This window comes from Paenibacillus shunpengii, assembly GCF_042684905.1.
GTDB lineage: Bacteria > Bacillota > Bacilli > Paenibacillales > Paenibacillaceae > Paenibacillus > Paenibacillus shunpengii.
Map to the genome: position 1 here is coordinate 484392 of NZ_JBHUMJ010000002.1, position 23263 is coordinate 507654.

20 protein-coding genes and 1 pseudogene are annotated in these 23263 nt (G+C 46.1%); 12 read left to right on the forward strand and 9 right to left on the reverse strand.

Features of this window, described 5'->3' with window-relative positions; translation table 11 throughout:
- Positions 1-331: 331 nt before the first annotated feature.
- A complete protein-coding gene (locus ACFSVM_RS02075) occupies positions 332-1765 on the forward strand; it encodes a PstS family phosphate ABC transporter substrate-binding protein (RefSeq protein ID WP_379260135.1) in 1434 nt (477 codons plus the stop codon).
- A gap of 419 nt (positions 1766-2184) precedes the next feature.
- On the opposite strand, the gene ACFSVM_RS02080 is transcribed toward ACFSVM_RS02075, so the two are convergent.
- On the reverse strand, positions 2185-2691 hold the full coding sequence (locus ACFSVM_RS02080) for a hypothetical protein (protein ID WP_379260137.1): 507 nt from the start codon (positions 2689-2691) through the stop codon (positions 2185-2187).
- Positions 2692-3026: 335 nt separating this feature from the next.
- Between ACFSVM_RS02080 and ACFSVM_RS02085 the strand changes: the two are divergent.
- The 3 genes and pseudogenes from ACFSVM_RS02085 (at position 3027) to ACFSVM_RS02095 (ending at position 5129) form a co-directional block, all read left to right on the forward strand.
- Positions 3027-3939 (forward strand): annotated as a pseudogene (locus tag ACFSVM_RS02085) (helix-turn-helix transcriptional regulator).
- A gap of 83 nt (positions 3940-4022) precedes the next feature.
- Complete coding sequence (locus ACFSVM_RS02090) at positions 4023-4535, forward strand: DinB family protein (RefSeq protein WP_379260139.1); 513 nt, start codon at positions 4023-4025, stop codon at positions 4533-4535.
- 24 nt (positions 4536-4559) lie between these two features.
- Complete coding sequence (locus ACFSVM_RS02095) at positions 4560-5129, forward strand: YdeI/OmpD-associated family protein (RefSeq protein WP_379260141.1); 570 nt, start codon at positions 4560-4562, stop codon at positions 5127-5129.
- A 395-nt stretch (positions 5130-5524) separates the two neighbouring features.
- Here the strand turns inward: ACFSVM_RS02095 and ACFSVM_RS02100 are convergent, their stop codons facing one another.
- On the reverse strand, positions 5525-6448 hold the full coding sequence (locus ACFSVM_RS02100) for an AEC family transporter (RefSeq protein WP_076312131.1): 924 nt from the start codon (positions 6446-6448) through the stop codon (positions 5525-5527).
- A 132-nt stretch (positions 6449-6580) separates the two neighbouring features.
- Positions 6581-7408: a nucleotidyltransferase domain-containing protein gene (locus ACFSVM_RS02105; RefSeq protein ID WP_379260143.1), complete on the reverse strand. Its 828-nt coding sequence runs from the start codon at positions 7406-7408 to the stop codon at positions 6581-6583.
- 282 nt (positions 7409-7690) lie between these two features.
- Between ACFSVM_RS02105 and ACFSVM_RS02110 the strand changes: the two genes are divergently transcribed.
- Both ACFSVM_RS02110 and ACFSVM_RS02115 read left to right on the forward strand, forming a co-directional pair.
- Positions 7691-8206, forward strand: a complete 516-nt coding sequence (locus tag ACFSVM_RS02110; RefSeq protein ID WP_076312130.1) for a mismatch-specific DNA-glycosylase — start codon at positions 7691-7693, stop codon at positions 8204-8206.
- A gap of 177 nt (positions 8207-8383) precedes the next feature.
- Positions 8384-9403: an SDR family oxidoreductase gene (locus tag ACFSVM_RS02115; protein ID WP_076312129.1), complete on the forward strand. Its 1020-nt coding sequence runs from the start codon at positions 8384-8386 to the stop codon at positions 9401-9403.
- 265 nt (positions 9404-9668) lie between these two features.
- Here the strand turns inward: ACFSVM_RS02115 and ACFSVM_RS02120 are convergent, their stop codons facing one another.
- Genes ACFSVM_RS02120 through ACFSVM_RS02130 form a run of 3 tightly spaced genes read right to left on the reverse strand, consistent with a single transcriptional unit; the run spans position 9669 to position 12516 of the window.
- Positions 9669-10550 (reverse strand): sugar phosphate isomerase/epimerase family protein, encoded by an 882-nt coding sequence (locus tag ACFSVM_RS02120; protein WP_076312128.1) that lies wholly within the window; start codon positions 10548-10550, stop codon positions 9669-9671.
- Between the two features lie 53 nt (positions 10551-10603).
- On the reverse strand, positions 10604-11461 hold the full coding sequence (locus ACFSVM_RS02125) for a sugar phosphate isomerase/epimerase family protein (protein ID WP_076312127.1): 858 nt from the start codon (positions 11459-11461) through the stop codon (positions 10604-10606).
- Positions 11458-12516 carry a Gfo/Idh/MocA family protein gene (locus ACFSVM_RS02130; RefSeq protein ID WP_076312615.1) on the reverse strand — a complete coding sequence of 353 codons (1059 nt, stop codon included), beginning with the start codon at positions 12514-12516 and terminating at the stop codon, positions 11458-11460. Before ACFSVM_RS02130 ends, ACFSVM_RS02125 begins: the two co-directional genes overlap by 4 nt.
- A 226-nt stretch (positions 12517-12742) precedes the next feature.
- Between ACFSVM_RS02130 and ACFSVM_RS02135 the strand changes: the two genes are divergently transcribed.
- The 3 genes from ACFSVM_RS02135 (at position 12743) to ACFSVM_RS02145 (ending at position 17156) form a co-directional block, all read left to right on the forward strand.
- Positions 12743-13624, forward strand: a complete 882-nt coding sequence (locus ACFSVM_RS02135; protein ID WP_076312126.1) for an AraC family transcriptional regulator — start codon at positions 12743-12745, stop codon at positions 13622-13624.
- 271 nt (positions 13625-13895) lie between these two features.
- Positions 13896-15194, forward strand: coding sequence for an NCS2 family permease (locus ACFSVM_RS02140; protein ID WP_076312125.1), 1299 nt, complete (start codon positions 13896-13898; stop codon positions 15192-15194).
- Between the two features lie 240 nt (positions 15195-15434).
- Positions 15435-17156, forward strand: coding sequence for a cellulase family glycosylhydrolase (locus ACFSVM_RS02145; protein WP_076312124.1), 1722 nt, complete (start codon positions 15435-15437; stop codon positions 17154-17156).
- A 148-nt stretch (positions 17157-17304) separates the two neighbouring features.
- On the opposite strand, the gene ACFSVM_RS02150 is transcribed toward ACFSVM_RS02145, so the two are convergent.
- Positions 17305-18120: a helix-turn-helix domain-containing protein gene (locus tag ACFSVM_RS02150; protein ID WP_076312123.1), complete on the reverse strand. Its 816-nt coding sequence runs from the start codon at positions 18118-18120 to the stop codon at positions 17305-17307.
- A gap of 173 nt (positions 18121-18293) precedes the next feature.
- Here ACFSVM_RS02150 and ACFSVM_RS02155 point away from each other — a divergent pair, with 173 nt between their 5' ends.
- On the forward strand, positions 18294-18746 hold the full coding sequence (locus ACFSVM_RS02155) for an SRPBCC domain-containing protein (protein WP_047912278.1): 453 nt from the start codon (positions 18294-18296) through the stop codon (positions 18744-18746).
- A gap of 244 nt (positions 18747-18990) precedes the next feature.
- Here the strand turns inward: ACFSVM_RS02155 and ACFSVM_RS02160 are convergent, their stop codons facing one another.
- Positions 18991-19698 (reverse strand): serine/threonine protein kinase, encoded by a 708-nt coding sequence (locus tag ACFSVM_RS02160; protein WP_076312122.1) that lies wholly within the window; start codon positions 19696-19698, stop codon positions 18991-18993.
- Between the two features lie 184 nt (positions 19699-19882).
- Here ACFSVM_RS02160 and ACFSVM_RS02165 point away from each other — a divergent pair, with 184 nt between their 5' ends.
- Together ACFSVM_RS02165 and ACFSVM_RS02170 are read left to right on the forward strand one after the other, a co-directional pair.
- Positions 19883-20806 carry a PD-(D/E)XK nuclease family protein gene (locus tag ACFSVM_RS02165; RefSeq protein ID WP_256702747.1) on the forward strand — a complete coding sequence of 308 codons (924 nt, stop codon included), beginning with the start codon at positions 19883-19885 and terminating at the stop codon, positions 20804-20806.
- A 218-nt stretch (positions 20807-21024) separates the two neighbouring features.
- Positions 21025-22251, forward strand: coding sequence for an AGE family epimerase/isomerase (locus tag ACFSVM_RS02170; protein WP_076312121.1), 1227 nt, complete (start codon positions 21025-21027; stop codon positions 22249-22251).
- Positions 22252-22309: 58 nt separating this feature from the next.
- On the opposite strand, the gene ACFSVM_RS02175 is transcribed toward ACFSVM_RS02170, so the two are convergent.
- Entirely contained in the window at positions 22310-23200 is an 891-nt protein-coding gene (locus ACFSVM_RS02175) for a helix-turn-helix domain-containing protein (protein WP_076312120.1), read from the reverse strand.
- Positions 23201-23263: the final 63 nt, after the last annotated feature.

Genomic DNA, 23263 nt, shown 5'->3' on the forward strand with positions numbered 1-23263 from the left:
AGCCTCCTCCGTAGTCTACATAAACAAAAAACGACAGAAGGATAGATCCTTAGTATCCATTGTCGTAGAATTCAAACTTCAAAAGAGCATAAATAGATAACCAACTAAATTAGTTGGAATAGTGTGCGTTAGCATCATACCACTTCCCGGTATCATTCAGCAATGTAAATTCGTGTTGTTTGAATTTTGTAATTTTGTGGTTTGCAATGATATTTATCACTTATAATATAAATTCTTCGGTACAACTTTTTATGGAAAGTTACGTTTATATTAGGTAAGGTAGAACTGGTTTGTTAGACACTTTGTCGTAGAGAAATAGGGGGCATTAGTAATGACTGATAAAAATGAAGCACCAAAGAAGGGGGAAGTTAAATCCTCCAAATGGGGGTTGTGGTTTAGAAAAAGCATCGTATTCTGCTTAATGTATGTTGTGCTGTCTTTCTTTTTTGGGGGAATTATAGGTGTTCCGGCGGGAAAGCTGCTGTTACATCATCAAGTACCTGATCTTGGTGTGTTTCTGATCGCGGCGGTTTACTTCTATTTAATGGTTACCGTGTTTGTGAGTTTTGGTGCGTATGTATCCAGAGAGATAGGGGCGTATTCGCGAATTCTTCTACTGTCGATTATACCGCTGCTTGCATTCGCTCTTTATTATTGGGGGCTGGGAATGCAGCTGTCAGACGGAGATGCGAGGGAGCTGTGGAGCTCGTCCTGGATGTGGTATTCACTGAATCTATACTGGGCAAATCCGGTATTGAAAGTATTATCCGCATATGGTGCGGGAATGGTCGCTGTTACGTTAGTTGCGGCACTTGTCCCGAGTATATGTTTCATGCTTGGTATTGTGATGCAAGGGAGAGTTAAGGTAGCCGTGAAGCATCGCACCCGAATGCTCGTATGGGGGGCGTTTCCTGTACTGGGCGTTCTCGCACTGCTGATTTCCATGGCGGTTCCAAAGGGGAGCTATACGGTGGATCGATATCCACAGATTGATGGCGCGACGGCGGCTATTCCTTTTGCTGAGAAGCTGAAGGCTGAACTAACTGGTGTTAATCAGCTGAGAGCAGCGGACGATACCCGGTTTAACACGACCCATGAGGCCTACATCAATCTTATCGAGGGACGGGCAGATCTGATCTTTGTTGCAGGTCCTTCTGAAGATGAGGTCTCCACGGCAACCCAAAATGGGGTAGAGCTGGAGCTTCATCCCGTAGGGAAGGATGCATTTATATTTTTGGTGAACGATAATAATCCGATCAGCGGTCTGTCAACAGAGCAGATTCAGGATATATACGGCGGGTTTATTACGAACTGGAGTGAGGTCGGAGGGAAAAATGAGCAGATTCTAGCTCTGCAGCGCGAGGCCAATTCCGGCAGCCAGACCTTTATGGAAAAAGGAGTCATGGTCGATGCGGTACTCACCGAGGTGCCGAAGGAACAGAAGGTCAGCCTGATGGGCGGCTTGATTGACCGAGTGGCCGCATACAACAATGAAGAGAATGCCATCGGGTACTCGTTCCATTATTATGCGAGTGAAATGTATCAGAAAGAAAACGTCAAGTTTTTGGCAATCGATGACGTGATGCCGAGTAGGGACACCATCCGTTCTGGTACATATCCGTTTACAGCTGAACTCTATGCCGTCACGCGTTCCAATTTGCCACAGGACCATGTGGCGAGGGAGATCATTAAGTGGCTGCAGGATGAGGAAGGTCAGGAGGTTGTGGAGGAGGGCGGCTTCATTGCAGTTGGTGATGATAAGTAAGTGATGGGGAGGCGTGGAGAGCGAGAAAAGAGTGGAAAGAGCTTGGAAGAGCTTAAAAAGAGTGAAAAGAGTGAAAAGAGTGAAAAGAGTGAAAAGAATGCAAAGAGTGTGCTGGCTCAAGGGTGCTGCGTTCGCGAAAGTTTCGTCCGATCGTTCTTGTCCGGGAATGGCATATGATTAGATAAGAAGGAAGCCATTCCCTCCCAAATACGAGCGCTCCGCTTCTCCCGATAACTTTTCGCTCACTCCGCAAGGGAGCCAGCGAAGGAGAGCCATCCCTTCCTCATCTTCGATTGGAAGGGGCGGATTGGAGAAGTCCGGCGTGTGAAGCAGCCGGACACTCTTGCTGTGAAGTAAAGAACTTGTGCATGGCTCAAGGGTGCTGCGTTCGCCAAAGTTTCGTCCTGGAATGGATATGATTAGATAAGAAGAAAGCCATTCCCTCCCAAATACGAGCGCTCCGCTTCTCCCGATAACTTTTCGCTCACTCCGCAAGGGAGCCAGCGAAGGAGAGCCATCCCTTCCTCATCTTCGATTGGAAGGGGGGAGAGGCCCGGCGTGTGAAGCAGCCGGACACTCTTGGGTGAGGGTGAAGCTGTGAAGTAAAGAACTTGCCGTGGCTCAAGGGTGCTGCGTTCGCGAAAGTTTCGTCCGATCGTTCTTGTCCGGGAATGGCATATGATTAGATAAGAAGGAAGCCATTCCCTCCCAGATACGAGCGCTCCGCTTCTCCCGATAACTTTTCGCTCACTCCGCAAGGGAGCCAGCGAAGAGAGCCATCCCTTCCTCATCTTCGATTGGAAGGGGCGGCTTGTGAGAAGTCCGGCGTGTGTGGCAGCAGGACACTCATTGGTAAGGGTGAAGCTGCGAAGTAAGAACTTGTGTGCTGGCTCAAGGTTGCTGCGTAGCTGCGTACGCCGCTGCACTTCTTACGCAATTGCCTCACTCTATTAACTAATCTAGATGGGAGAACGAAATGAAATACTGGAAGTATGATGAAGAGCAGCATTACACTGTCTATACCTGTGAAAGGCCGGATATCGTATTGGATGAAATCGTACGGGATTTTAATCATAGACTCCCTGATTCTAAGAATAGATCTATTTCGATCGATATATGCGAATGGACCCTAGATCCCAAATTCAAAGCCTTTGGATTGTTTTCTAATAGAGAAAAATTCTACTCAGATAAGGGGTACAATATCAATTGTTCCTATTAGAAAGATTTGGCGGCAAATAATAACCGTAAGGCGGGTAGCCCTATGAAATTGGAGCGCTTAATCTCGATCATTTATAAGCTGTTGAATCACGAAGTCCTGTCAGCCTCCAAGCTGGGACTATGAGGTATCCCAAAGAACCATCTATCGGGATATTGATGCGATCTGTGCGGCAGGCTTTCCAGTCGTATCCTATCAAGGAACAAATGGCGGATATGGCATGATGGACGGATACAAAATGGATAGAAGCCTGCTCGGCTCTTATGACGTCCATTCCTTGATCACGGTGCTTAGAAGTCTCTCGACTATATTCGAGGACGAGCGAGTGCAAGGGACGATTGAAAGACTACAGACGGTTGCACTAGACCACCAGAGCACAATTCTGTCGGTGGATTTGGATACCCGCCGTACTGAGCATGATGCACTTCGTCATTTGCGAACAGCGATTGGCCGGCGGAATGTTGTTCGCTTTGATTATATTAATGCAAATAATGAACGTACGACCCGTGAGCTTGAACCGCTGCAGCTTCATTTTAAATATCGGAATTGGTACATTTATGGATACTGCCGAGCTCGTCAGGATTATCGGGAGTTTCGTTTGTCGCGGCTGATGAATTTGAACAAGACGGAATTAACCTTTGAGCCGCATCAAGGTGTGCTGAAGAAGATCGATGTATCAAACAAGCGGTGGGAGAAACAATTGGAGGAAGTTGTAGTTCGAGTGGGGCCGGAGGCTTTGGCAGAAGCGATGGATCAGTTCCATCAGGTAGACAAAGAGTTTCATGCGGATGGAAGCATGACGATGCGGATCCCTGTCTATCAGCCATTAACAGCCCGCTGGCTGTGGACAATCCTGCTCAGCTTTGGCGGCGGCGCTGAGGTCCTTGAGCCTCCTTCTCTGCGTGGTATCCTCAAAGAACAGATCCAAAAAGCACTCCAATTATATGAAGATGTGTGACAGACTGTTGTCATACATCTTTTTTTATTATATCTACAGGAACGATTCAAAATAATTATAAAACCTAAAAGGAGTCGATACGAATGACGAATTATCCTGTAGAAATGTTTAACTACCACACTTGGGCTACCCAAACCATACTACGCAGAATTAAGGAGCTCCCTTCCTCTGTGCTCTCTGAAAAAGTGAACAGCTCCTTTCCCACCATCGCCCATGCGCTCAGTCATATATATGCCGTGGATAAAATGTGGTATCTGGTGTTAACAGGCATGGAAATGCCAGATGCGTTTCAAGCATGTATGTCGATCAATGAGCGTGTTCTTCATTCAGTGGATGAATATGCGAGCTCTTATGATGAGTTAGCGGAGCTCTATTCAGAATGGCTCTCAGCCCAAACCGATTTAGAGCAGACGATACTGCTGAACAATCCATTCGCTGGAATCCGTCAAACCCGCTTATCGGAAATATTTATGCATGTGGTTAATCACGGAACTTATCACAGGGGCAATGTGTCGACCATGCTGCGTCAGCTCGGTCACGCATCTACGATGAACGATTATTCGCTTTATTGGTACCAGGAAGCTGCAAGGGCATGATTCGAGCATGGAGATTATTCATTGATGGAGATTGATAAGCTGCTTACCGTTACATCAAGAGAAGGTTTGAGGTTGTGGCTGCAGGAGAATGGAAACAGTGAAAAATCTTGCTGGATTATAGTGAGCATGACACCTGCGCCAGATACAGTTCTGTATTTGGACGCGGTAGAAGAATGTTTGTGTTTTGGATGGATTGACGGACTCAAGAAGAAAAGTTCAGAAACGGAAATGGCCCAGAGACTGTCTCCCAGAAGCAACAGGAGCTCTTGGACTGAACTTAATAAAGAACGTGTCCGCCGTCTCGAGAAGCTGGGCTTGATGATGGATGCAGGGAGAAAGGTGCTTCCTGATATGAATCCTGATTCTTTTGTAATCGACCAGATTATAGACAGCAGGCTTAAAGAGGATAAGCGTGTGTACAATAATTTCCTGGCCTTTCCAGCCATTTATCAAAGAGTACGGATCGACACAATACAAAGTGTCCGGAACGAGCCTGATTTGTATAACAGCAGGTTAGACAAATTAATAGCTCACACGAAAAAGAACAAGATGTACGGAAAATGGCATGATAACGGGCGACTACTAGAGTATTAAAATGTGTTATTATGTTAGAAATAGTCAATATTACGATAGTTTAGTTGTAAGTAAATTGTTCCAATGATAGCTGGAATATGGAGGGAATTATGAAGAATTGGTCCTACTACGAGGATGACACTGGATGCTCTTATACTATTCTTTCCTGCGAAACACCCGATCTTACTTTAGACAAAATTATAGAAGACTTTGATCGTCGCTTTCCGGATGCGGTTAGAAAGACAATCTATATTGATACGTGTGAGCTTGAACTTCACAGTGACTTTAAACCGATGTCTATATTTAGTGAGAGGGACGCCTATTATAGTAAAAGGAATTACACAATTCTTACCTACTTTTAAATTACAAAAAGCCTGGATCGACCATCAAGTGTCGATACCAGGCTTTGCTTCTGTTTATGCAAATGATTTTGCTAATGCGATAAGTCCGATCAGGGTGATGATGTTAAACAATGTAGAGATAAGCACGGTCTGTGCTGCAAAATCCGGTTCGTTCTGATACTCTTCCGCCAGAATGGAGGAGTTCACGCCTGTCGGCATCCCAGACGCAATAATCAGGGCCTGAGCCGTAATGCCTTCAAGTCCAAGTGCAAACACCAGTGTGATACCGATGGCGGGACCCACAAGCAGACGGATAATCATACTGATGTATACGCTGAGTCTGCCAAACCGGAGTGGATATTTCATAATCTGGGCTCCCAGCGTCAGGAGAGCAACAGCTACCATAGAATCTCTGGCATAATCGAGCGGCATGGAGAGGAAGGTCGGCAGCGGCGCATCAAGAACATTCCACAATATTCCGAGCAGCAGCGCATAAGGAACCGGCATTTTTAAGAAGCCGATGATGACACTTCGGTAATTCCCTTTCAGCTTGGCCCCTTGAATAGACAGGACCCCGTACGTAAAAGTCAGCAGGCTTTGCATCGACATAATGAAGGCCTGAACCGATGCAGCCATTGGATCTCCCTTAAACACAAGTGCACTGATGGGCATTCCGTAGTTTCCGGCATTATCCAGCATAATACTGTTGTTGAAGGCCGCCTTCATGCCTTTGCTGAATTTAAAGGATTTGGAGACGATGGACCCGATAATATATAAAATGAGTGCATAGAAAAAGTAGAATAAAACGATGGTCCCGAGCAGCTTTCCGGACATTTCGGATAGATACATGCTCATGAACACGGCAGCAGGTGTAATAAAATAAAAGTTTATCTTCGAAAGTGTGTAGAGATCGAGATTGAACGCACGCTGCATCAGTGACCCCACTGCAATAAGTACAAATACAGGCAGAACCACTTCCAGCAAGATGTCTGCAATCATGAAGTTTTCAGCTTCTTTCTATCAAGTTATGTAACATTTCTGAATGTTTTCAAAACACTCGTTACATTATAGCACTTTAGAGAAGCTGTGGAGACGGAAGTTTGTTACTTTTTTGTTTTAATATCGTTTACATTATAATTTATTGGTCTCTTCGATTAAGTCTTGAAGCTTCGCCGCCGCAAGCGTCAGCTGATGTGGATCAGGGGAGAGCAGCTCTATAATCTCATCAATGCGCTGCTTATAGTGAGCAGGCTTCAAGTCAAAACCTTCAATCAGCTGAACCGCCCGTTTTTCGTTGATGCAGTGCTGTTCATTCTTGGCGAACAAGATCTGGTTCATGCAGGACAGGCTTCTGAACACATGACCCATCACATAATAGCTGTCGTCTTTGGTGACATATTTCTGAGCAAGCATTAAGGAGAAGGAAGCTTCAAACGAAAAGAAATCGATCATACTCTGTTTATAAGCCCCAGGATAAGGGGTAATTTGTTGTTTCAGTGAGGCAAGATGGTGGTCAGAATCAACCAAAACTTGAGCAATCGCAAGTTCCCCCATGTACATCCCGTTCATATAGGCATGAGGATGTCCTGGCTGATAATTCGCATTGATTTTTCCGCCAAGACAATCGTGAATGACTTGCTCCACACGCTGCATATCCCGCAGGATCAAATCGACATGACAGCCATCAATAACAAACCAGCCTCCGGCATTGACCCATGGACCCCAGCCCCCTATCGGTGTAATGGGATGGTCAACAGGCTCATCATTTAGATCCTTCACAGCCTTATTGATCTCATCAATGCTAAATCCTGACTTCAAATCGTAATATACGCCGATATCTATATCCGAGTCCGCTTGGTGGGTTCCTCTCGCACGAGAGCCGCCGAGAACGACACCGACGATGCCGGGAACAGGGGATAGAAGGGCTGTTATCTTATTCAGTAACGGAGTGATATTCATTTTAATCAGCCTCCAGTTCAATTGTTTTATATGGAATGTATTAGCATAGGGTTAAATGAGAGAGATCATTGTGATAATAATAAGCTGTGGAGATTACATTCTCCTCCTCACAGTCACTTGGTTGCGAATGAAGTTGGTAGCAGCTTGGGTTCTTTTATCATCGTTCGGGTATTGTGTATTATGGAATCCAGAAACTTTATTTCACTATACTTTACCAAAAAATACAAGAAGAGATCTACTAGTAGATGATTGTAGAAATTTTAGCTAAGGAGCTTGTTAAATATGGAGGCAATTCTAGATCATTTGGAGCCGGGCCTACAGATCGTATTTATCGGCTTTAACCCAAGCATACGTTCAGGAGAAACCGGACATCATTATGCCAACCCACGGAACAATTTTTACCGGATTCTATATCAGGCGGGTCTAACACCTCGTCTGTATCAAGCGGAGGAAGACCAAGATTTGCTGAAGCTGGGTTACGGGTTTACCAATATTGTGGCAAGACCGACGAAAGGCATTGAAGATATTACGAAGGAGGAGTATGCGGAAGGCAGAATCCTTCTGAAAAATAAGCTGGAGAAGTACAGACCGGAAGTCGCCTGCTTCGTCGGCAAGGGTGTATATGCCCAGTATTCCAAAAAATCAAAGGCGCATTGGGGCTTCCAGCCAGAGCCTTATCTCTCAGGTATGCACGAATTTGTAGCCCCTTCCTCCAGCGGGCTGGTGCGAATGCCAATGACGGAGATTATTGAGATCTATAAGCAGCTTGGCGATTATATTCATCGGGAGAGAAGCTGAACAGAATGAGGGCATCTTGCAGAAGGAGTCTATTGCAGGGTGCTTTTTTAGATGGGATGAAAGGAATATGAGGACTGATGTCGAAATACGGACATGATGGACAGAAAAAAAACGATCTCAGTAAAGCGTAAGAAAACGGAGTAACGCCCGGTTATATTCTAGCGGAGGTGGATAAACATGAAAGCGCTTTTTATTGGAGGCACGGGTACCATCAGTTCTGCGATCACTCGCCAGCTGCTCGAACAAGGATGTGAGCTGTATCTGCTCAATCGAGGGAATCGGAACGAAAGCTTTGCAGCAGGAGCTGCGGTTCTGCAGGCCGATATAAACGATGAGGAGCAGGTTGCCAGCCTGATTCAGGATCTGCAGTTTGATGTCGTGGCGGATTTTATTGCATTTCATCCAGCCCATGTGGAGCGGGACTACCGCTTGTTTAAGGATAAAACCAAACAGTATATGTTTATCAGCTCAGCTTCAGCATATCAGACACCGTTGTCGGACTACCGTATTACAGAGGGAACTCCATTGTCCAATCCGTACTGGGAGTATTCCAGAAACAAGATCGCATGTGAAGAGTATCTAACACAGCAGTATCGGGAGCATGGATTTCCGATCACCATCGTTCGACCAAGCCACACGTATGATGAAAGATCAATTCCGCTTGGTGTTCACGGCAGCGGCGGCTCATGGCAGGTTGCAAAGCGCATGCTTGAGCATAAGCCGGTTATTATTCATGGAGACGGTACAGCACTATGGACGATGACCCATAACCGTGATTTTGCCAAAGGCTTTATTGGTCTGATGGGGAATATCCATGCCATTGGTGAAGCTGTCCATATTACCTCGGATGAGACGGTCACCTGGAATCAAATCTATGAGATTATAGCCGACAGCCTTGGTGTGAAGCTGAATGCCGTTCATGTGGCGTCAGAGTTTCTGGATGCGTGCAGCACCCAAGACTTTAGAGGAAGTCTGCTTGGCGATAAAGCCAACTCCGTCGTGTTTGATAATTCCAAGCTGAAGCGGCTGGTCCCTGATTATGTGGCTACGACTCGGCTGGATCAAGGAATTAAGGAAACGGTCCAATATATACTTGCGCATCCAGAGCTGCAAAAAGAGGATAAGGAATTTGATATTTGGTGCGACAAAGTCATTCAGGCGCTTGAAGCGGCTGCAAATATACTCGCTGAAAAATAAGCGGCGCAGCCAGCCAACACGAATTTCATAAAAAAGGGTCCGACATCTGCTTCTGCAGCATCGGACCTTTTTCATAATCCCCCCACATCAGTTAATAAGAAGTGTGGGGGATGCTCTTAACGGAGGTAGGCTGATAAGCGAAGAGAGCGAAGGGGTACAGAGAGAAGTGCCAGCGTTCGTAACCAAGAACGATCGAACGTACCTTTCGCTATCGAAGCGGCACAGCCGCCAACATCCTGCTTTTCGCCAACTCCATACGATCAGCTCAATATCCCCTAAACTTCTTAATAAACTGAACCGCCTTCTTAATATCTTCCTCCGGTGTACTGCCCACCTCACGCTCAATGGTCAGATAGCCTTTGTAGCCGATCTCCTGTAAAGCGGCAAAGTAAGCGTCAAAATCGACCTGACCTTCACCAAGAGGAACTTCCAAAAAGGCCGCTCCCGAGGAGGCCATCTCGGCAATCTTCTCATGCGTCATCCCTTCATAGCCGAGATAACCATATACCTCCTTAGGATCAATCGGTCTGATCTGCCGGCCGTCCTTCACATGCGTATGAACGATGTAATCCTTAAGCAGCTTTACACCTTCGACGGGATCATCGCCAGTCACCATGACCATATTGGCAGGATCGAAGTTGACTGATACTCCGTTTGTACTGAGAGAATCAAGGAAGCTCTTCAGATGGGCAGCGCGTTCAGGGCCGGTCTCGATCGCAAAATAGGCATTCATGCTCTTCGCATAGACACCGAGCTCTTCACAGGCTTCCTGCATCGTGCTGTAAATAGAGCCATTAACATCATCCGGGACGATGCCAATATGTGTGGTAACCACATCGGTGCCCAGCTCCACAGCGAGGTCTAGAATGCGCTTCGAGCGTTCGATCTTCTCACGGTTTGCAGCCGCATCTTGAAAGCCATGTCCGCCTAAATCGCCGCACAGTGCAGAGATTTCGAGTCCTAAGTCGGCAATATAGCTGCGCAGCTGCTTGCGGTCTGAGCTTGTTAAGTTCTCAGGAGCCATTTCTCCGGATACCGCATAGATTTGCACACCCTCTGCGCCAACCTCCTTGGCTTTCACGAGCCCGCCCTTGAGTCCTGCCTGGAAACTGTCCGATATGACCCCGATCTTATTTGAAAAAGACATATAGTACCTCCTTATCTACATTCGTTCTTAATTAAAGCTGAGGATTTCGTCTGCTAGACTTCGTCCCATATTCTTCTTACGTTGGCGAGTCCTGCTCTCGAACCCAATTCGCAGTCTTCCAATCCTTCGAATTCGAGGCTCAGATAGCCGTCATAACCGGAGGATTTGATAAGCTTGATAATATCACGCATTGGAAGATCTCCTTGCCCGGCGACGGCACCACGCAAATATTGGCCCGCTGTGGATGTGAAGAAGCCCTCGCCTGGATGCTGCCCTGCCGGACGAACATAGAAGTCCTTGATATGCACAATGGAGGCATAAGGGAGGTTGTTCTTCACAGCAGCGATGGGCTGCTCGTCGGCACACAGGAAGTTTCCGATGTCCAGTGTTGTTTTAAAATTAGGCAGCCCTACAGCATGGATCAGTGCCTGTACCCGATCGCTCTGCTGGATGAAGAACCCATGATTCTCCACACTCGTCGTGATTCCATATGGAGCTGCATATTCTGCAATGCGGCGGCAAGCATTCGCCAGCTGCTCCAAATGAGCATTGAAATTAGCGATGGATACATCCGGGGATGAGGCCACATCATGACGCATTAATTTGACGCCAAGCTGATTTGCAATATCTACCTCTCGCTTCACTCTGGCGATTTCCTGTTCATAAGCGTCCGCATCATTCAGCAGAAAATTAGCACCGATCGCATAGTTAGAAATTTCGAGTCCCCGGTCAGCAGCTTTGGATACGATGGTATCGATCAGCTCAGGCTGCTCCGTGAGATTGAAGCCGAGCGGGACGATCTCCACATGTTCTCCGCCATGATCGGCAGTGAAGTCAATGACATCCTCGATCGTCATTTTACCGCTGCGCAGTGCCTGATACAGGCTGTAGGTGCTGAGTCCGAGCTTCATAGATACACTTCCTTCCCTGTGCTGGCAGATTCGTAAATGCCGCGAAGGATCTTCATTATCTCTACGCCGTCCTCAACAGGACTGATCGGCTGCTTGCCCGTCTGTACACACTCCACAAAATGGTCGATCTCGCTCTGGAATGCTTTCTCAAACTGGAAGCCCTTGCTGTCGGTCTGAGGCTTGATGTTAATAATCGTATCGTGTTTCTCAGTGACAATGACCACTTCCGGATCGATTTCGAATCCACCCTTGTCACCGTATAGCTTAACAACACCTTCATTTTCCTTGGCATGCAGCGTGAAGCTCACATCAACGAGCAGCGTTGCCCCATTCTCGAACCGGATTAGTGCATTGGCCAAATCCTCGACATCATTACTTTCTGCACTGTAGTCTGCTGCTTTATAAGAAGATAGATTTTTAATATTGGAACGGTTGCCTAATTTGCGGTAAGTGTTGCCGCTGACGGATTTTACTTTGGGTCTGCCCATCATATACCAGCATAGATCAATGACATGGACGCCGATATCAATCAGCGGACCTCCGCCGGAGCGTCTTGAATCCGCGAACCAGCCGCCTGGATTCCCGAGTCTGCGGATATAGGAAGCCTTGGCATAATAAATCTCACCGAATTCTCCGTTGTCTGCAAAAGCTCTGAGCATCTGTGCATTCGGATCGTATCTGCGGACAAATCCGACTTGAAGTATTTTGCCGGATTCTTTAACCGCCTGCTCGATCTTAAGAGCTTCTTCCACCGTCCGGCAGAGGGGCTTCTCCACGAGGACATGCTTGCCAGCCTTGAGAGCGGCGATGCTGATCTCGGCATGGGTATCATTCCAGGTACAGATGCTGACAGCATCGATCTCCTCATTGGCCAGCAGCTCGTTATAATCGCTGTAGGCATGTGGAGCTCCGTATTCTTCCGCTGTTTTTTGTGCTCTGTCCAGATTCATATCACAGACCGCGAGAAGTGTTACATTCGGATTATTTTTATAAGGAGTTAAGTGATATTGAGAGATGCTGCCTGCACCAATGACGCCAACTTTAAGTGTACTCATATGTAATTTCGTGCTCCCTTCAAACTCTGTAATAGGATATACTGGATAGAAAGAACCGATCTTCGCTGCATCCATTCTAAACGCTGAAATGCTAAGAAGTATGCGCTGTCAGCTTCATGGCTCATTCTATTCTCGATTCACAACTATTGTATTTTGGGACCCATAAGAAAGCCATGCAGACGGATGCTGAATATTTGAACAATTGTGCGGTCAATGGAGGGGTGACATGCTTAGAAACGCTGCGTTGCGGGAACCTATGGACATGCCGGATCCACACTTTCCAATCAAGCTTCATCATTGTGAGTACAGAGAGAAGGGGCAGACGCTGTTCCCTCCACATTTTCACGAGCATATGGAGATTTTGTATTTTGTACACGGCGAAGCGGAAATCGAATGCAATTCCCAGGTCACTCATGCTAAGGCTGGAGACTTAATCATTCTGAACAGCAACGATCTGCATTATGGGATCAACTTGTCCGGTGACCTGCTGTATAATGCCCTCATTGCTGATTTTTCGTTGCTGCAGAGTCCATCGCCGGATGCGGTGGAGACCAAATTCATCACGCCGATGACACAGAATAATGTGATATTCAAGAATCATATTACAGATGATGAGGAGCTGCGAGGTGCGTTTGAGCTGATTAAACACGAGTTCTGCAATAGAGAGCTGGGATATGAGCTTGCGATTAAATCCAGCATGTACCGTATGCTGACGATCTTGTTTCGTAAATATGTTGCTGAATATATGCCGCTGTCGGTGTTTAACAGCCGTACCAAAAATCTGACGCGGTTTGCTCCTGTCTTCAAATATATAGAGGAGCATTATCTGGAGGAGCTGTCGGTAGAGCAGCTGGCCCGGATGACCAATTTGTCGCGGTTTCATTTCAGCCGATTGTTTAGTGAGCTCACGAACAAGACAGTAACCGATTATATTAATCAATTTCGAATCAACAAATCAGAGTATCTGCTCCGTAACACGGAAATGACGATCTCGGAGGTCGCTCTGGCGGCAGGGTATAATGATATTTCGTATTTCAGCAGAACGTTCAAGAAGTATAAGCACGTACCGCCCTCCAGCATACGAGGATCTGTAAAAACGAATGAATAGTACTATTAAACCTTTTATAGTTCGTGAATAAGTGTGAACAAATCATGGTTTTATTGACATCGCATGTTGATTTCTTTAAAATACGAAATGCGCATCAGGTTAAAAACATAGATATCTATCCTAATATTTTGGTTTAAAGCTTATAAAATAGAGCTGTTAGATCCTAATGACGAATATAGGAGCGACATTTTAACAATCCTATAAGAGTAGATTAGGATTTTTTGTTTTTAAGCCGTATGCACAACTATGAAAGCTGGAGGCAGGCTATTCCATGGAAAGATGGTTCAAATTAAAAGATAGAGGCACTAGTGTCTCAACCGAAATTATAGCCGGAATTACGACATTCTTTACGATGGTCTATATCGTTGTTGTCAATCCGGGTATTCTGAGCAGCACAGGGATGGATTTTAACGGTGTGTTTATTGCGACCGTGCTTGCAAGTATTGTGGCCACACTGATCATGGGATTATGGGCTAACTATCCGATTGTTATGGCGCCTGCCATGGGGTTAAATGCGTTTTTTGCATATAGTGTAGTCGCAGGCAGCGGCGTTTCGTGGCAAATTGCACTCGGTGCAGTATTTATTGCAGGGGTTCTATTCATTATCCTATCACTAACTTCATTCCGCTATATGCTGCTTAATGCCATTCCTGAAAGTCTGAAGCATGCAATTACAGCAGGAATTGGTTTGTTTATTACAACGGTTGGACTGCAAAATGCAGGCATCATCGCAGCTTCCGAATCTACGCTGATTACAATCGGTAATCTGTCTGAGCCGATGGCGTATCTGACGATTATCGGTCTGCTCATTACTGTTGTGCTGATGGCTTACAACGTTAAGGGTTATCTATTCATCGGTATGGTGATTACCGCGATTATTGCCTGGATGATGGGACTATTCCAAATGCCGGAATCCATCGTGTCCCTGCCGCAGGGCTTCTCGACCACGGCATTCCAATTGGACATAGCTGGTGTATTCTCAAACGGTTTATATACCGTGATATTTACATTCCTGCTGATTACTCTGTTTGATACAACGGGTACGATGCTCGGTGTCGCTGAACAGGCAGGGCTGATGAAGGACGGGAAATTCCCGCGGTCCCGCGGCGCACTATTGGCTGATGCAGTCGGAACGACCTCAGGAGCATTGTTTGGAACAAGCCCGACATCGGCTTATATTGAGTCAAGCACAGGGGTTGCTGCCGGAGGAAGAACAGGACTCACGGCTGTAGTCGTATCCGTTCTGCTTGCATTAACCTTGTTCTTCTCACCTATTATTAGTGTGATCTCCGGCATTCCGGCCATTACTTCGCCGGCACTGATTATCGTCGGTTACTTTATGATCAACATTATTAGTAAGATCAAATGGAACGATCTTGAAGAGGCCTTCCCGGCATTTCTCATTATCATTCTTACTCCGCTGACACATAGTATTGCAACAGGGATCGGGGTAGGATTCATCTTCTATCCGGTACTTAAGCTGCTGCGCGGAAAAGGCAAGGATGTTCATCCAATATTCTACATCTTTGCGGTTCTGTTCTTCATCCAGCTTGTGTTCCTGGATCATTAATCAACATAGAAATTTAACGAGGAGAGCTCCTGTAATGAGGCTGCTCTCTTTTTTTATGCAGTAAGATCGAATGAGGTAAACGCCTATAATATCTAATTTTTATATGAGTATAGAAAGAATTTACAGGGTATTATTGGATGGTAAATTATGATAAGTTATTACCGAAAGCGCTTTCAGACGATTGGCACATATGCTGTTGCGCTTGGATTATGACCTAAAATTACATAAGGAGAGATGCAAATGGTATTGCACAAAAAGCGTCCGAAGAGCTTACTTGCACTTGCAATGGTTCCAGCACTTGTCATTTCTTTATTCACATCCGCTGCCTCTGCGGACAAGCAGCAGGAAGCAGAGCCGGTGGCCAAAAATAAACTGCAGGCTTATGTAGATGACATGCAGCCCGGATGGAATCTGGGGAACTCTCTTGATGCGGTCGGAGCGGATGAAACAGCCTGGGGCAATCCGAAAATTACGAAAGAGCTGATTGAGGAAATTGCAGACCAAGGATATAAGAGTATTCGTATCCCAGTAACCTGGGACAGCCATATCGGTGAGGCTCCGAACTACACCATTGAGCCTGCTTATCTGGACCGGGTTGAACAAGTTGTAGATTGGGCATTGGATGAAGATCTGTATGTCATGGTTAACGTCCATCATGATTCCTGGTTATGGATCAGCCACATGGAAACCAAGCACGACGAAGTGCTTGCTCGTTATAATGCAATATGGACCCAAGTGGCAGACCACTTCAAAGATCATTCCAACAAATTGATGTTTGAAAGCGTTAACGAGCCGCGCTTCTCGGATGGTGGAACGACGGATGAAGAGAAGATGTTCGATATGCTGAAAGAACTGAATTTGTCCTTCCACAGCATTCTGCGTGAATCCGGCGGCAAGAATACAGAAAGACCGCTTGTTCTTTCTACTCTAGAGGCTTCACCTACACAAGAAAGAATGGATGAGCTGTATGCAACAATTACAGAGCTGAATGATCCGAATATTATCGCAACCGTTCATTATTATGGATTTTGGCCGTTTAGTGTGAACATTGCGGGTTATACCCATTTTGAGAAGGATACGAAGAACGATATTATCCAAACCTTTGATAATGTTCACAATACATTTGTTGCCAAAGGAATTCCGGTCATTCTGGGCGAATACGGACTTCTCGGCTTTGACCAAAGCACAGCAGTAATCGAGCAGGGTGAGAAGCTGAAATTCTTCGAGTTCCTGACGCATTACCTGAATGAAAAAGATGTAACTCATATGCTGTGGGATAACGGTCAGCACATGAACAGAACAACCTACGAATGGTCTGATCTGGACTTCTTCAATATCATGAAGGAAGGCTGGAAGGGACGCTCGGCAACGGCTGAGACAGACCTGATCTTTGTCGAAAAAGGCGCAGATGTGAAGGACGCTAACATTCAGCTGGAGCTGAACGGCAACAAGCTGACGAAGCTGAGCGTAGACGGCAAGAATTTGAAGAAGTTTAAAGACTATGTGGTGAGTGATCATGTTCTTACGATCAAAGCAAGCAAGCTTGAAGAGCTGACCGCTTCCGGTGAGTATGGTGTAAACAGCGTCATTACGGCTGAATTCAACAAAGGCGCAGACTGGAAATTCAGAGTCATCACGAACAGCACACCGGTGCTGCAGGATGCAGAAGGAACGACAGAGTCCTTCGCTATTCCGGTATCCTTTAACGGTGATCTGCTGGCAACAATGGAAGCGAAATATACCGATGGCACCGTAGCTGGACCGCAGAACTGGACTTCCTTCAAGGAATTCGAGTATACCTTCTCTCCTTCCTATGATAAGGGTGAAGTCGTATTGAAGCCTAACTTCTTCAATGAAACGAAGGATGCTGAAGTGGTTCTTACCTTCCATTTCTGGAGCGGAGAAGTGATCACTTACAAGATTACGAAGAACGGCACAAGTGTAACAGGATCGGCTTCCTAAGATCATGAATTGAAAATAAGGCCCTGGCATTCGTTTGCTAGGGCCTTACTTTTGTATATAAATGAGATGAGACATATCCGTAATCCTTGTCTTGCATATTGAAGATGAACATTACACAATCTGCGTCTAACTGGACGGGTGCCGTTGATCATCGGCGGGCGACGCTGCGTGTATAGGCTTCCGGCGTTTGGCCGACGATGGTTTTAAAGTCTTTAATAAAATGGGACTGGTCGTGGTAGCCAAGCGCAAGGCTAAGCTCAAGTGTATTTACCGCTTGTCCATGATCGAGCGCTTCCGCTGCATTTTGAAGCCGGTACAGCTTGATTACATTCTTCGGACTGATGCCTACATACTGTTTAAACATTCGCTGCAGCGTTCGTTTATTCATATTAAACTGTTCACACACGTGATCTACTCTCGTAATTTCGTGATGAAGCCGAATATATTCTGTCATTTGCTCTGCGAGATCGGTAAGCTTGTCTTCCGGGGGCAATAGGGCCAATAGAGCTTCGTTCATACGTGATATAAGCTCCATGTGTTCAGCCGCTGTGTTGAGAAACGTCGATTCCAGCTCTTCGCGGGGTACGCTGAATATCTCTTCTGCCGGAAGTGGATGATCAATCAGCTTGGATATGGACTGCCGATACCAAGGGAAGAATCCGCCTGGTTTAAATTTGATCCCGAAGACACGTCCTTTGGAATTCAGCTGATAGCTGTATTTACGGGTTGCGGGCCCGTAGAAGAAAGTGCGTCCTGACTCGATGACCAGATTGACACAAGGATTCGGGATGACCTCCTGAATATGCGTCTTGTCTTCAGCCAGCTCCCATTCCACAATCCAGTAATGCTTGATGAATTGCTGAAGCTCTATACTGGGCAAAAAGCGTTCCAAGCGAAAATGCTGCTCGCCTTTCTCCAGGTTCATAATACCCATACTAGGTTTCTGTGAGAACAAAAAGCTCATTTCAGCTCCGCTCCTGTCTGTCGCTTTTTTACAATACGCCTTCATGCCCAAGCTGTAATATCAAGTTATCAGTAGATCAAATCTTGCTCCTGTCTTATTTTAACAAATTTTGGACAAAGTGAAGAGGGATATTGTCAAATACTTCGCTGTTCACAAGAAAGAGAGGGACTTAAATGGAAGCACTTCGCTATGAGCTGTATATTGGAGCATCACCCGAAAAAATATGGGACACGCTATTCAAACCGGAAGGAACTAGGCAGATCTTCTTTGGCTCGATCTTTGACTCTTCCTTCAAAGTAGGCGAGGGGTATCGATATGTCGGCCCTGGGAATGAAGGAGATGAAACGGTACATGTATATGGTGAGGTGCTGGCCTGTGAACCTGGCAAGTTGTTCAGCTGCACAGAGCATCCGGGGCCAAGCTATGCGGAGAATCATGCGGAGCTCACGACCCGAATGACCTATACTCTTGAGATTGTAGGGGGCTGCACGAAGCTGACATTTGTAAATGATGAGTGGAGCGAAGGGCATCCATCCTATGAACGAACGAAATCGACCTGGCCCATGGTTCTAAGTAATGTGAAAAGTGTAGCAGAGACAGGTAAGGCGCTGGACTTTGGTTTTTGAGGAGCTATTTTCAGGTTATGAGCAGAAATAGCGGCAAGGCGCTGTTTCTAAGTTCTGAGCAGAAATAGCGGCAAGGCGCTGTTCTAATGTTCTGAACGAGAATAGCGGCAAGGCGCTGTTCTCAGGTTCTGAACGAGAATAGCGGCAAGGCGCTGTTCTCAGGTTCTGAACAAGAATAGCGGCATGCAGCATCTCTCTGGATGGCTTAGAGATGCACATGCCGCTTTTTTTTGTGGACAGCTTATTATTTCATTAGCTTATCAAACAATCGGATCACCTTGGAAGAGAACTCCTCCAGATTCAAGACCGATTTATTCCGGCGATGATACCACTTTTTCACAGCATCAATGACCCAGAGTGGAACCTTGATTTCGTTAAATCGGGGATAAACATTATAGTAGGCCCATACTAAGTGATCCCAGCGCTGGTCGTCGCCCTCCTTCACATATTCAGAGACGTCGAGCACTTTGCCGCGTCCATTCTGGTTCACCACGTTCTTCAGATGGATGTCCCGAGGGTTTAGGCCTACGCTTCTTACATACGTGCGAGCCTCTTCCACATCAAGGATAACCTGTTCCGGTACCGGAATTCCGAGGGTTAGGCAGTCCTGAAGCGTCGGGCCATCTTCAAAGCTGAGCACCAGGTAATTCACTCCGTCTCCGTAACAAGCTGCAAAATATGGAGAACCCTTCAGCTTCGCATAAACTTCTTTTTCTGTATTCTTCTTGTCTAAGGCCTGCTGTGAATAGATCTTGAAGGCATATTGAGGTAATTCCGGCATAATAAATACGGCGGCATCTGTACCGACACCGATGCATTCTAATCCATCTGTATTACCTTCAATGCTGACCAGATCATTCTCCGCATTACCTATAATCTCAACCTGCGCAAGTAGGGAGTCGGCCTGCAGCCAATCCTTCCTTACTTCTTCCTGCTCAAATTCAGTACTCATGTCTGTTTGCCCCTTTAACGTGAACAACCCTGCCTTGTCTTCCATTATATGCAGGAGTGGCTTCTCATTGCTTTGTTCTTAGTACGCTCCATAATATGAAATGTTTCGTTAGATTCTGCGGGTTATGATAGAATACAATACAATAAAGCGATGATAGATTGCAAAGAAAGGCGTCTGATGGATCATGATAACAATGTATCCCCCGTGGTCCTATTCAGGTTCACGAGCAGGTATGTTTAATGAATGCCTTCGTAAATATTATTACCATTATTACGGTTCGCATAACGGTTGGAAGCCGGAGTCGGCAGATCCGGACCAGGTTCAAACCTACCGGCTGAAGCAGCTCAGCAGCCTGTATTTGATATTCGGGAACCTTGCACATCAAATGTGCGAATCGGTCATACGAAGCTGGGAACGTAACAGAACAGCGCCGGAGGTGCCCTTTTTACAGCAACGAATGCGAGACCTGTTGAATAAGGCCTATGTGGAATCCAAAGATATGAATGGATGGCATCTGAACCCCAAGTACCACACCATGCTGTCTGAAATGTACTATGACGAAGATGCCAAGCTTCAGAACCGGATCACCTCGATTAAAGCACGGATGGAGACCGTGGCAGGGAAGCTGTACGAGAGCAGAACATGGAAGGAGATTCAGTCTGGCATTGCTCATATAATGGAGGTTGAGAAATGGGACCACATGATTCTGCACGATACGAAAGTATATGTGAAGATGGACGTGCTGTATCGCAATGAGAAAGGCCATATCGTGATTGTGGATTGGAAAACAGGGAAGGAAGACGATTTTACAGATCAGCTCTACTTATATGCGGCCTATGTTCACGAGCATTATAATATTCCATATGAGCATATTGAGCTGAGAGTGGAGTATCTGCTGACCGGAAATAGTGAGAGCTATCAAGCATCTCAGACTGAAATTAATGAAGTCATCGCCAAGGTGGGAAGAGAGATTGAGGAGATGAAATCCTGTCTTGCCGATGATTACTACAACCGACCGAAGGACGTTGGATATTTTACGCCAATGCCTTCGGAAAGAGTGTGCGGAGAATGCAATTTCAGAGAGATATGCAGTTATAGAGCGGTTTAAAATAACACGATGAGATCTAATTCTTGTCGTGTTATTATTTTTAACGCTAAATAAAATTACATAGAGATTAATAAAGTGCATTATGTTATTATATTAAAAGGTTTGTTATTATAGAATATTTCTTGGTTCATATGATCAATGAATTGTTTTGTTATGGTGTTGTTAGTATGGATTGGTCAGATGATCTGCGAGTGAGAAAGATCGAGGAGGAAGGGTGTATGGAGAAGAGCTTGAACTTGCATGTCTGGCTGGAGGAGGTAGAATCCGAGCTTAAGAACAATATTTTGGGCTTCTGGAAAGCACGGACGATCGACGATACCCATGGCGGATTTATCGGGGCGATGAATGCGGACGGTGAGATTGATCATGGAGCGGATAAATCCCTTGTGCTTAATGCACGCATCCTGTGGACATTTGCTGCCGCTTACCGAAAATATGGGCAGGACGATGATCTTCATATGGCCGAGCGTGCGCTTGAACAGCTGAAGTCCGGTTTTGCGGATAAAGAATATGGCGGCTTCTACTGGATGATTCATCCGGACGGGACACCATCAGAGGATAAGAAGCAGGTATATGGTCAGGCGTTTGTCATATACGCACTCGCTGAATATATTCGGGCTACGGACAATCGTGAACCGCTGCAGCTGGCAGAAGATATTTACCGTCTGCTCGAACGCTATGCTTATGATCCGGTACATACAGGCTATGTGGAAGCTTTATCACGAGAGTGGAGCGAGACAGATGATCTCAGCCTCAGCGGCAAGGATCTGAACGAACGTAAATCCATGAACACGCATCTGCATGTGCTTGAGGCTTATACGAATCTGTACCGGATATGGAAGCCGGAGGGGCTGCGCCTGAAGCTCAAAGAGCTGATCGAAGTTCATTTGAATCTAATACTGGATGCGGAGTCAGGTCACTTCAAGCTGTTCTTTGATGATGAATGGAATTCGCAGTCTGCTGATGTCTCCTATGGACATGATATTGAGGGGAGCTGGCTGCTATGGGAAGCGGCAGAGGTGCTCGGGGATCCTGAGCTTCTGGACAAGCTACGAGCTGCTGCGATCCAGATGGCTGTGGCGACGCTGACGGAAGGTACGGATACAGATGGTGCCATCTATAATGAGCTTCATGCAGACGGCAGACTGGATGACAGCAAGGACTGGTGGCCGCAGGCAGAAGCGATGGTCGGATATCTTAATGCCTACCAGATTAGTGGGGAGGTCCAGTACTTGCATGCCGCTCATCGCAGCTGGAGCTTTATTCGGGATTATATTGTTGATCGTACAGGCGGGGAATGGCACTGGCAGGTATTCCGTAGTGGTGAACCTAACCTCAGTCAGCAGAAGGTCGGTGCATGGAAATGTCCGTATCACAACAGCCGGGCTTGTCTGGAAGCGATAGAGCGTTTGGAATCCATTCTTAAATTACATGCAGTAGTTTAGTGTTTTTCTGCATAACAAACAAGCATAACAAATAGATGAGAACAGATCTTGGCGGAAGCTAATGATCTGTTTTTTTATCATCCTGTTTGATAAACATGCCCTCAGCATAGGAAAGGTTTTGGTTATGATGCTCTCGATACTGCTTAGGTGACATGCCGACGACTCTCGTAAATAGTATGGAGAAGTAGTTGGGATTCTCATATCCAGTAATCTTGGCAATCTCCCATACTTTCATCTCGGACTGAACGAGCAGCCGGGTTGCTTCGCCCATACGTCTCTGAATCATGTAATTAATCGGAGAAGTGCCATAGGTGTTCTTGAAGATATGAGCAAGATAGTAGGAACTGATATTAAACTCGTCAGCGATTTGTTTGAGACTCATAGACTGTGTATAATTCCCGTCGATATATTCCTTGATCTCGGTTGCCAGCGTATTTTTTGTCAGGCTTTGAGCGTGATTTTGCAGTTTAAGCATACGGTGTACAAGCACCAGAATGGAGCTCAGCAGATGCCCTGCGATTTGTTCATATCCTTCCTCCTGCATGGAGGATTCTTCAAATAGCAGCTCCATGAGCGTGATCATCTCACTCGAGTATTTGTTAGCACGAATTACAGGATGGGCGTCGAGCGGAACAATATATTCACGAGCTGAAGAGAAGCCGCAGTAGCAGATAAACACGGGATGCTCCTTGGAGGATTTCTCTGCGTGCAGAATGCCTTTGTTATAGATCAGTACGTCCCCTTTGACCGCATGATAACTCGTTTCCCCTATGGTAAAATCCCCTTCACCTTCCTTGATAACGAGAATTTCAAACAGATCATCATGCTTGTGGCTTGGGAACTGCCAGTCTGGATTATTGCTTATGCTCCCGGCATATAGCAGCTGTTCAGCAGGCGGTGCAGCGTTCTTGTTCACCCAGATCCCTTCCTTCTGTGTCCATTGAATCATGGTTCACATCGTAAAGCCAAGTTAAACGTTCTGTCAAATATAAGAGCAAGATATATAACAAGG

What these genes read in the sequence shown, in the direction of transcription:
- ACFSVM_RS02075 (WP_379260135.1), top strand. Translation starts at nt 332, where the DNA reads ATGACTGATAAAAATGAAGCACCAAAGAAGGGGGAAGTTAAATCCTCC.
- ACFSVM_RS02090 (WP_379260139.1), top strand. Translation starts at nt 4,023, where the DNA reads ATGACGAATTATCCTGTAGAAATGTTTAACTACCACACTTGGGCTACC.
- ACFSVM_RS02095 (WP_379260141.1), top strand. Translation starts at nt 4,560, where the DNA reads ATGGAGATTGATAAGCTGCTTACCGTTACATCAAGAGAAGGTTTGAGG.
- ACFSVM_RS02100 (WP_076312131.1), bottom strand. Translation starts at nt 6,448, where the DNA reads ATGATTGCAGACATCTTGCTGGAAGTGGTTCTGCCTGTATTTGTACTT.
- ACFSVM_RS02105 (WP_379260143.1), bottom strand. Translation starts at nt 7,408, where the DNA reads ATGAATATCACTCCGTTACTGAATAAGATAACAGCCCTTCTATCCCCT.
- ACFSVM_RS02110 (WP_076312130.1), top strand. Translation starts at nt 7,691, where the DNA reads ATGGAGGCAATTCTAGATCATTTGGAGCCGGGCCTACAGATCGTATTT.
- ACFSVM_RS02115 (WP_076312129.1), top strand. Translation starts at nt 8,384, where the DNA reads ATGAAAGCGCTTTTTATTGGAGGCACGGGTACCATCAGTTCTGCGATC.
- ACFSVM_RS02120 (WP_076312128.1), bottom strand. Translation starts at nt 10,550, where the DNA reads ATGTCTTTTTCAAATAAGATCGGGGTCATATCGGACAGTTTCCAGGCA.
- ACFSVM_RS02125 (WP_076312127.1), bottom strand. Translation starts at nt 11,461, where the DNA reads ATGAAGCTCGGACTCAGCACCTACAGCCTGTATCAGGCACTGCGCAGC.
- ACFSVM_RS02130 (WP_076312615.1), bottom strand. Translation starts at nt 12,516, where the DNA reads ATGAGTACACTTAAAGTTGGCGTCATTGGTGCAGGCAGCATCTCTCAA.
- ACFSVM_RS02135 (WP_076312126.1), top strand. Translation starts at nt 12,743, where the DNA reads ATGCTTAGAAACGCTGCGTTGCGGGAACCTATGGACATGCCGGATCCA.
- ACFSVM_RS02140 (WP_076312125.1), top strand. Translation starts at nt 13,896, where the DNA reads ATGGAAAGATGGTTCAAATTAAAAGATAGAGGCACTAGTGTCTCAACC.
- ACFSVM_RS02145 (WP_076312124.1), top strand. Translation starts at nt 15,435, where the DNA reads ATGGTATTGCACAAAAAGCGTCCGAAGAGCTTACTTGCACTTGCAATG.
- ACFSVM_RS02150 (WP_076312123.1), bottom strand. Translation starts at nt 18,120, where the DNA reads ATGAGCTTTTTGTTCTCACAGAAACCTAGTATGGGTATTATGAACCTG.
- ACFSVM_RS02155 (WP_047912278.1), top strand. Translation starts at nt 18,294, where the DNA reads ATGGAAGCACTTCGCTATGAGCTGTATATTGGAGCATCACCCGAAAAA.
- ACFSVM_RS02160 (WP_076312122.1), bottom strand. Translation starts at nt 19,698, where the DNA reads ATGAGTACTGAATTTGAGCAGGAAGAAGTAAGGAAGGATTGGCTGCAG.
- ACFSVM_RS02165 (WP_256702747.1), top strand. Translation starts at nt 19,883, where the DNA reads ATGATAACAATGTATCCCCCGTGGTCCTATTCAGGTTCACGAGCAGGT.
- ACFSVM_RS02170 (WP_076312121.1), top strand. Translation starts at nt 21,025, where the DNA reads ATGGAGAAGAGCTTGAACTTGCATGTCTGGCTGGAGGAGGTAGAATCC.
- ACFSVM_RS02175 (WP_076312120.1), bottom strand. Translation starts at nt 23,200, where the DNA reads ATGATTCAATGGACACAGAAGGAAGGGATCTGGGTGAACAAGAACGCT.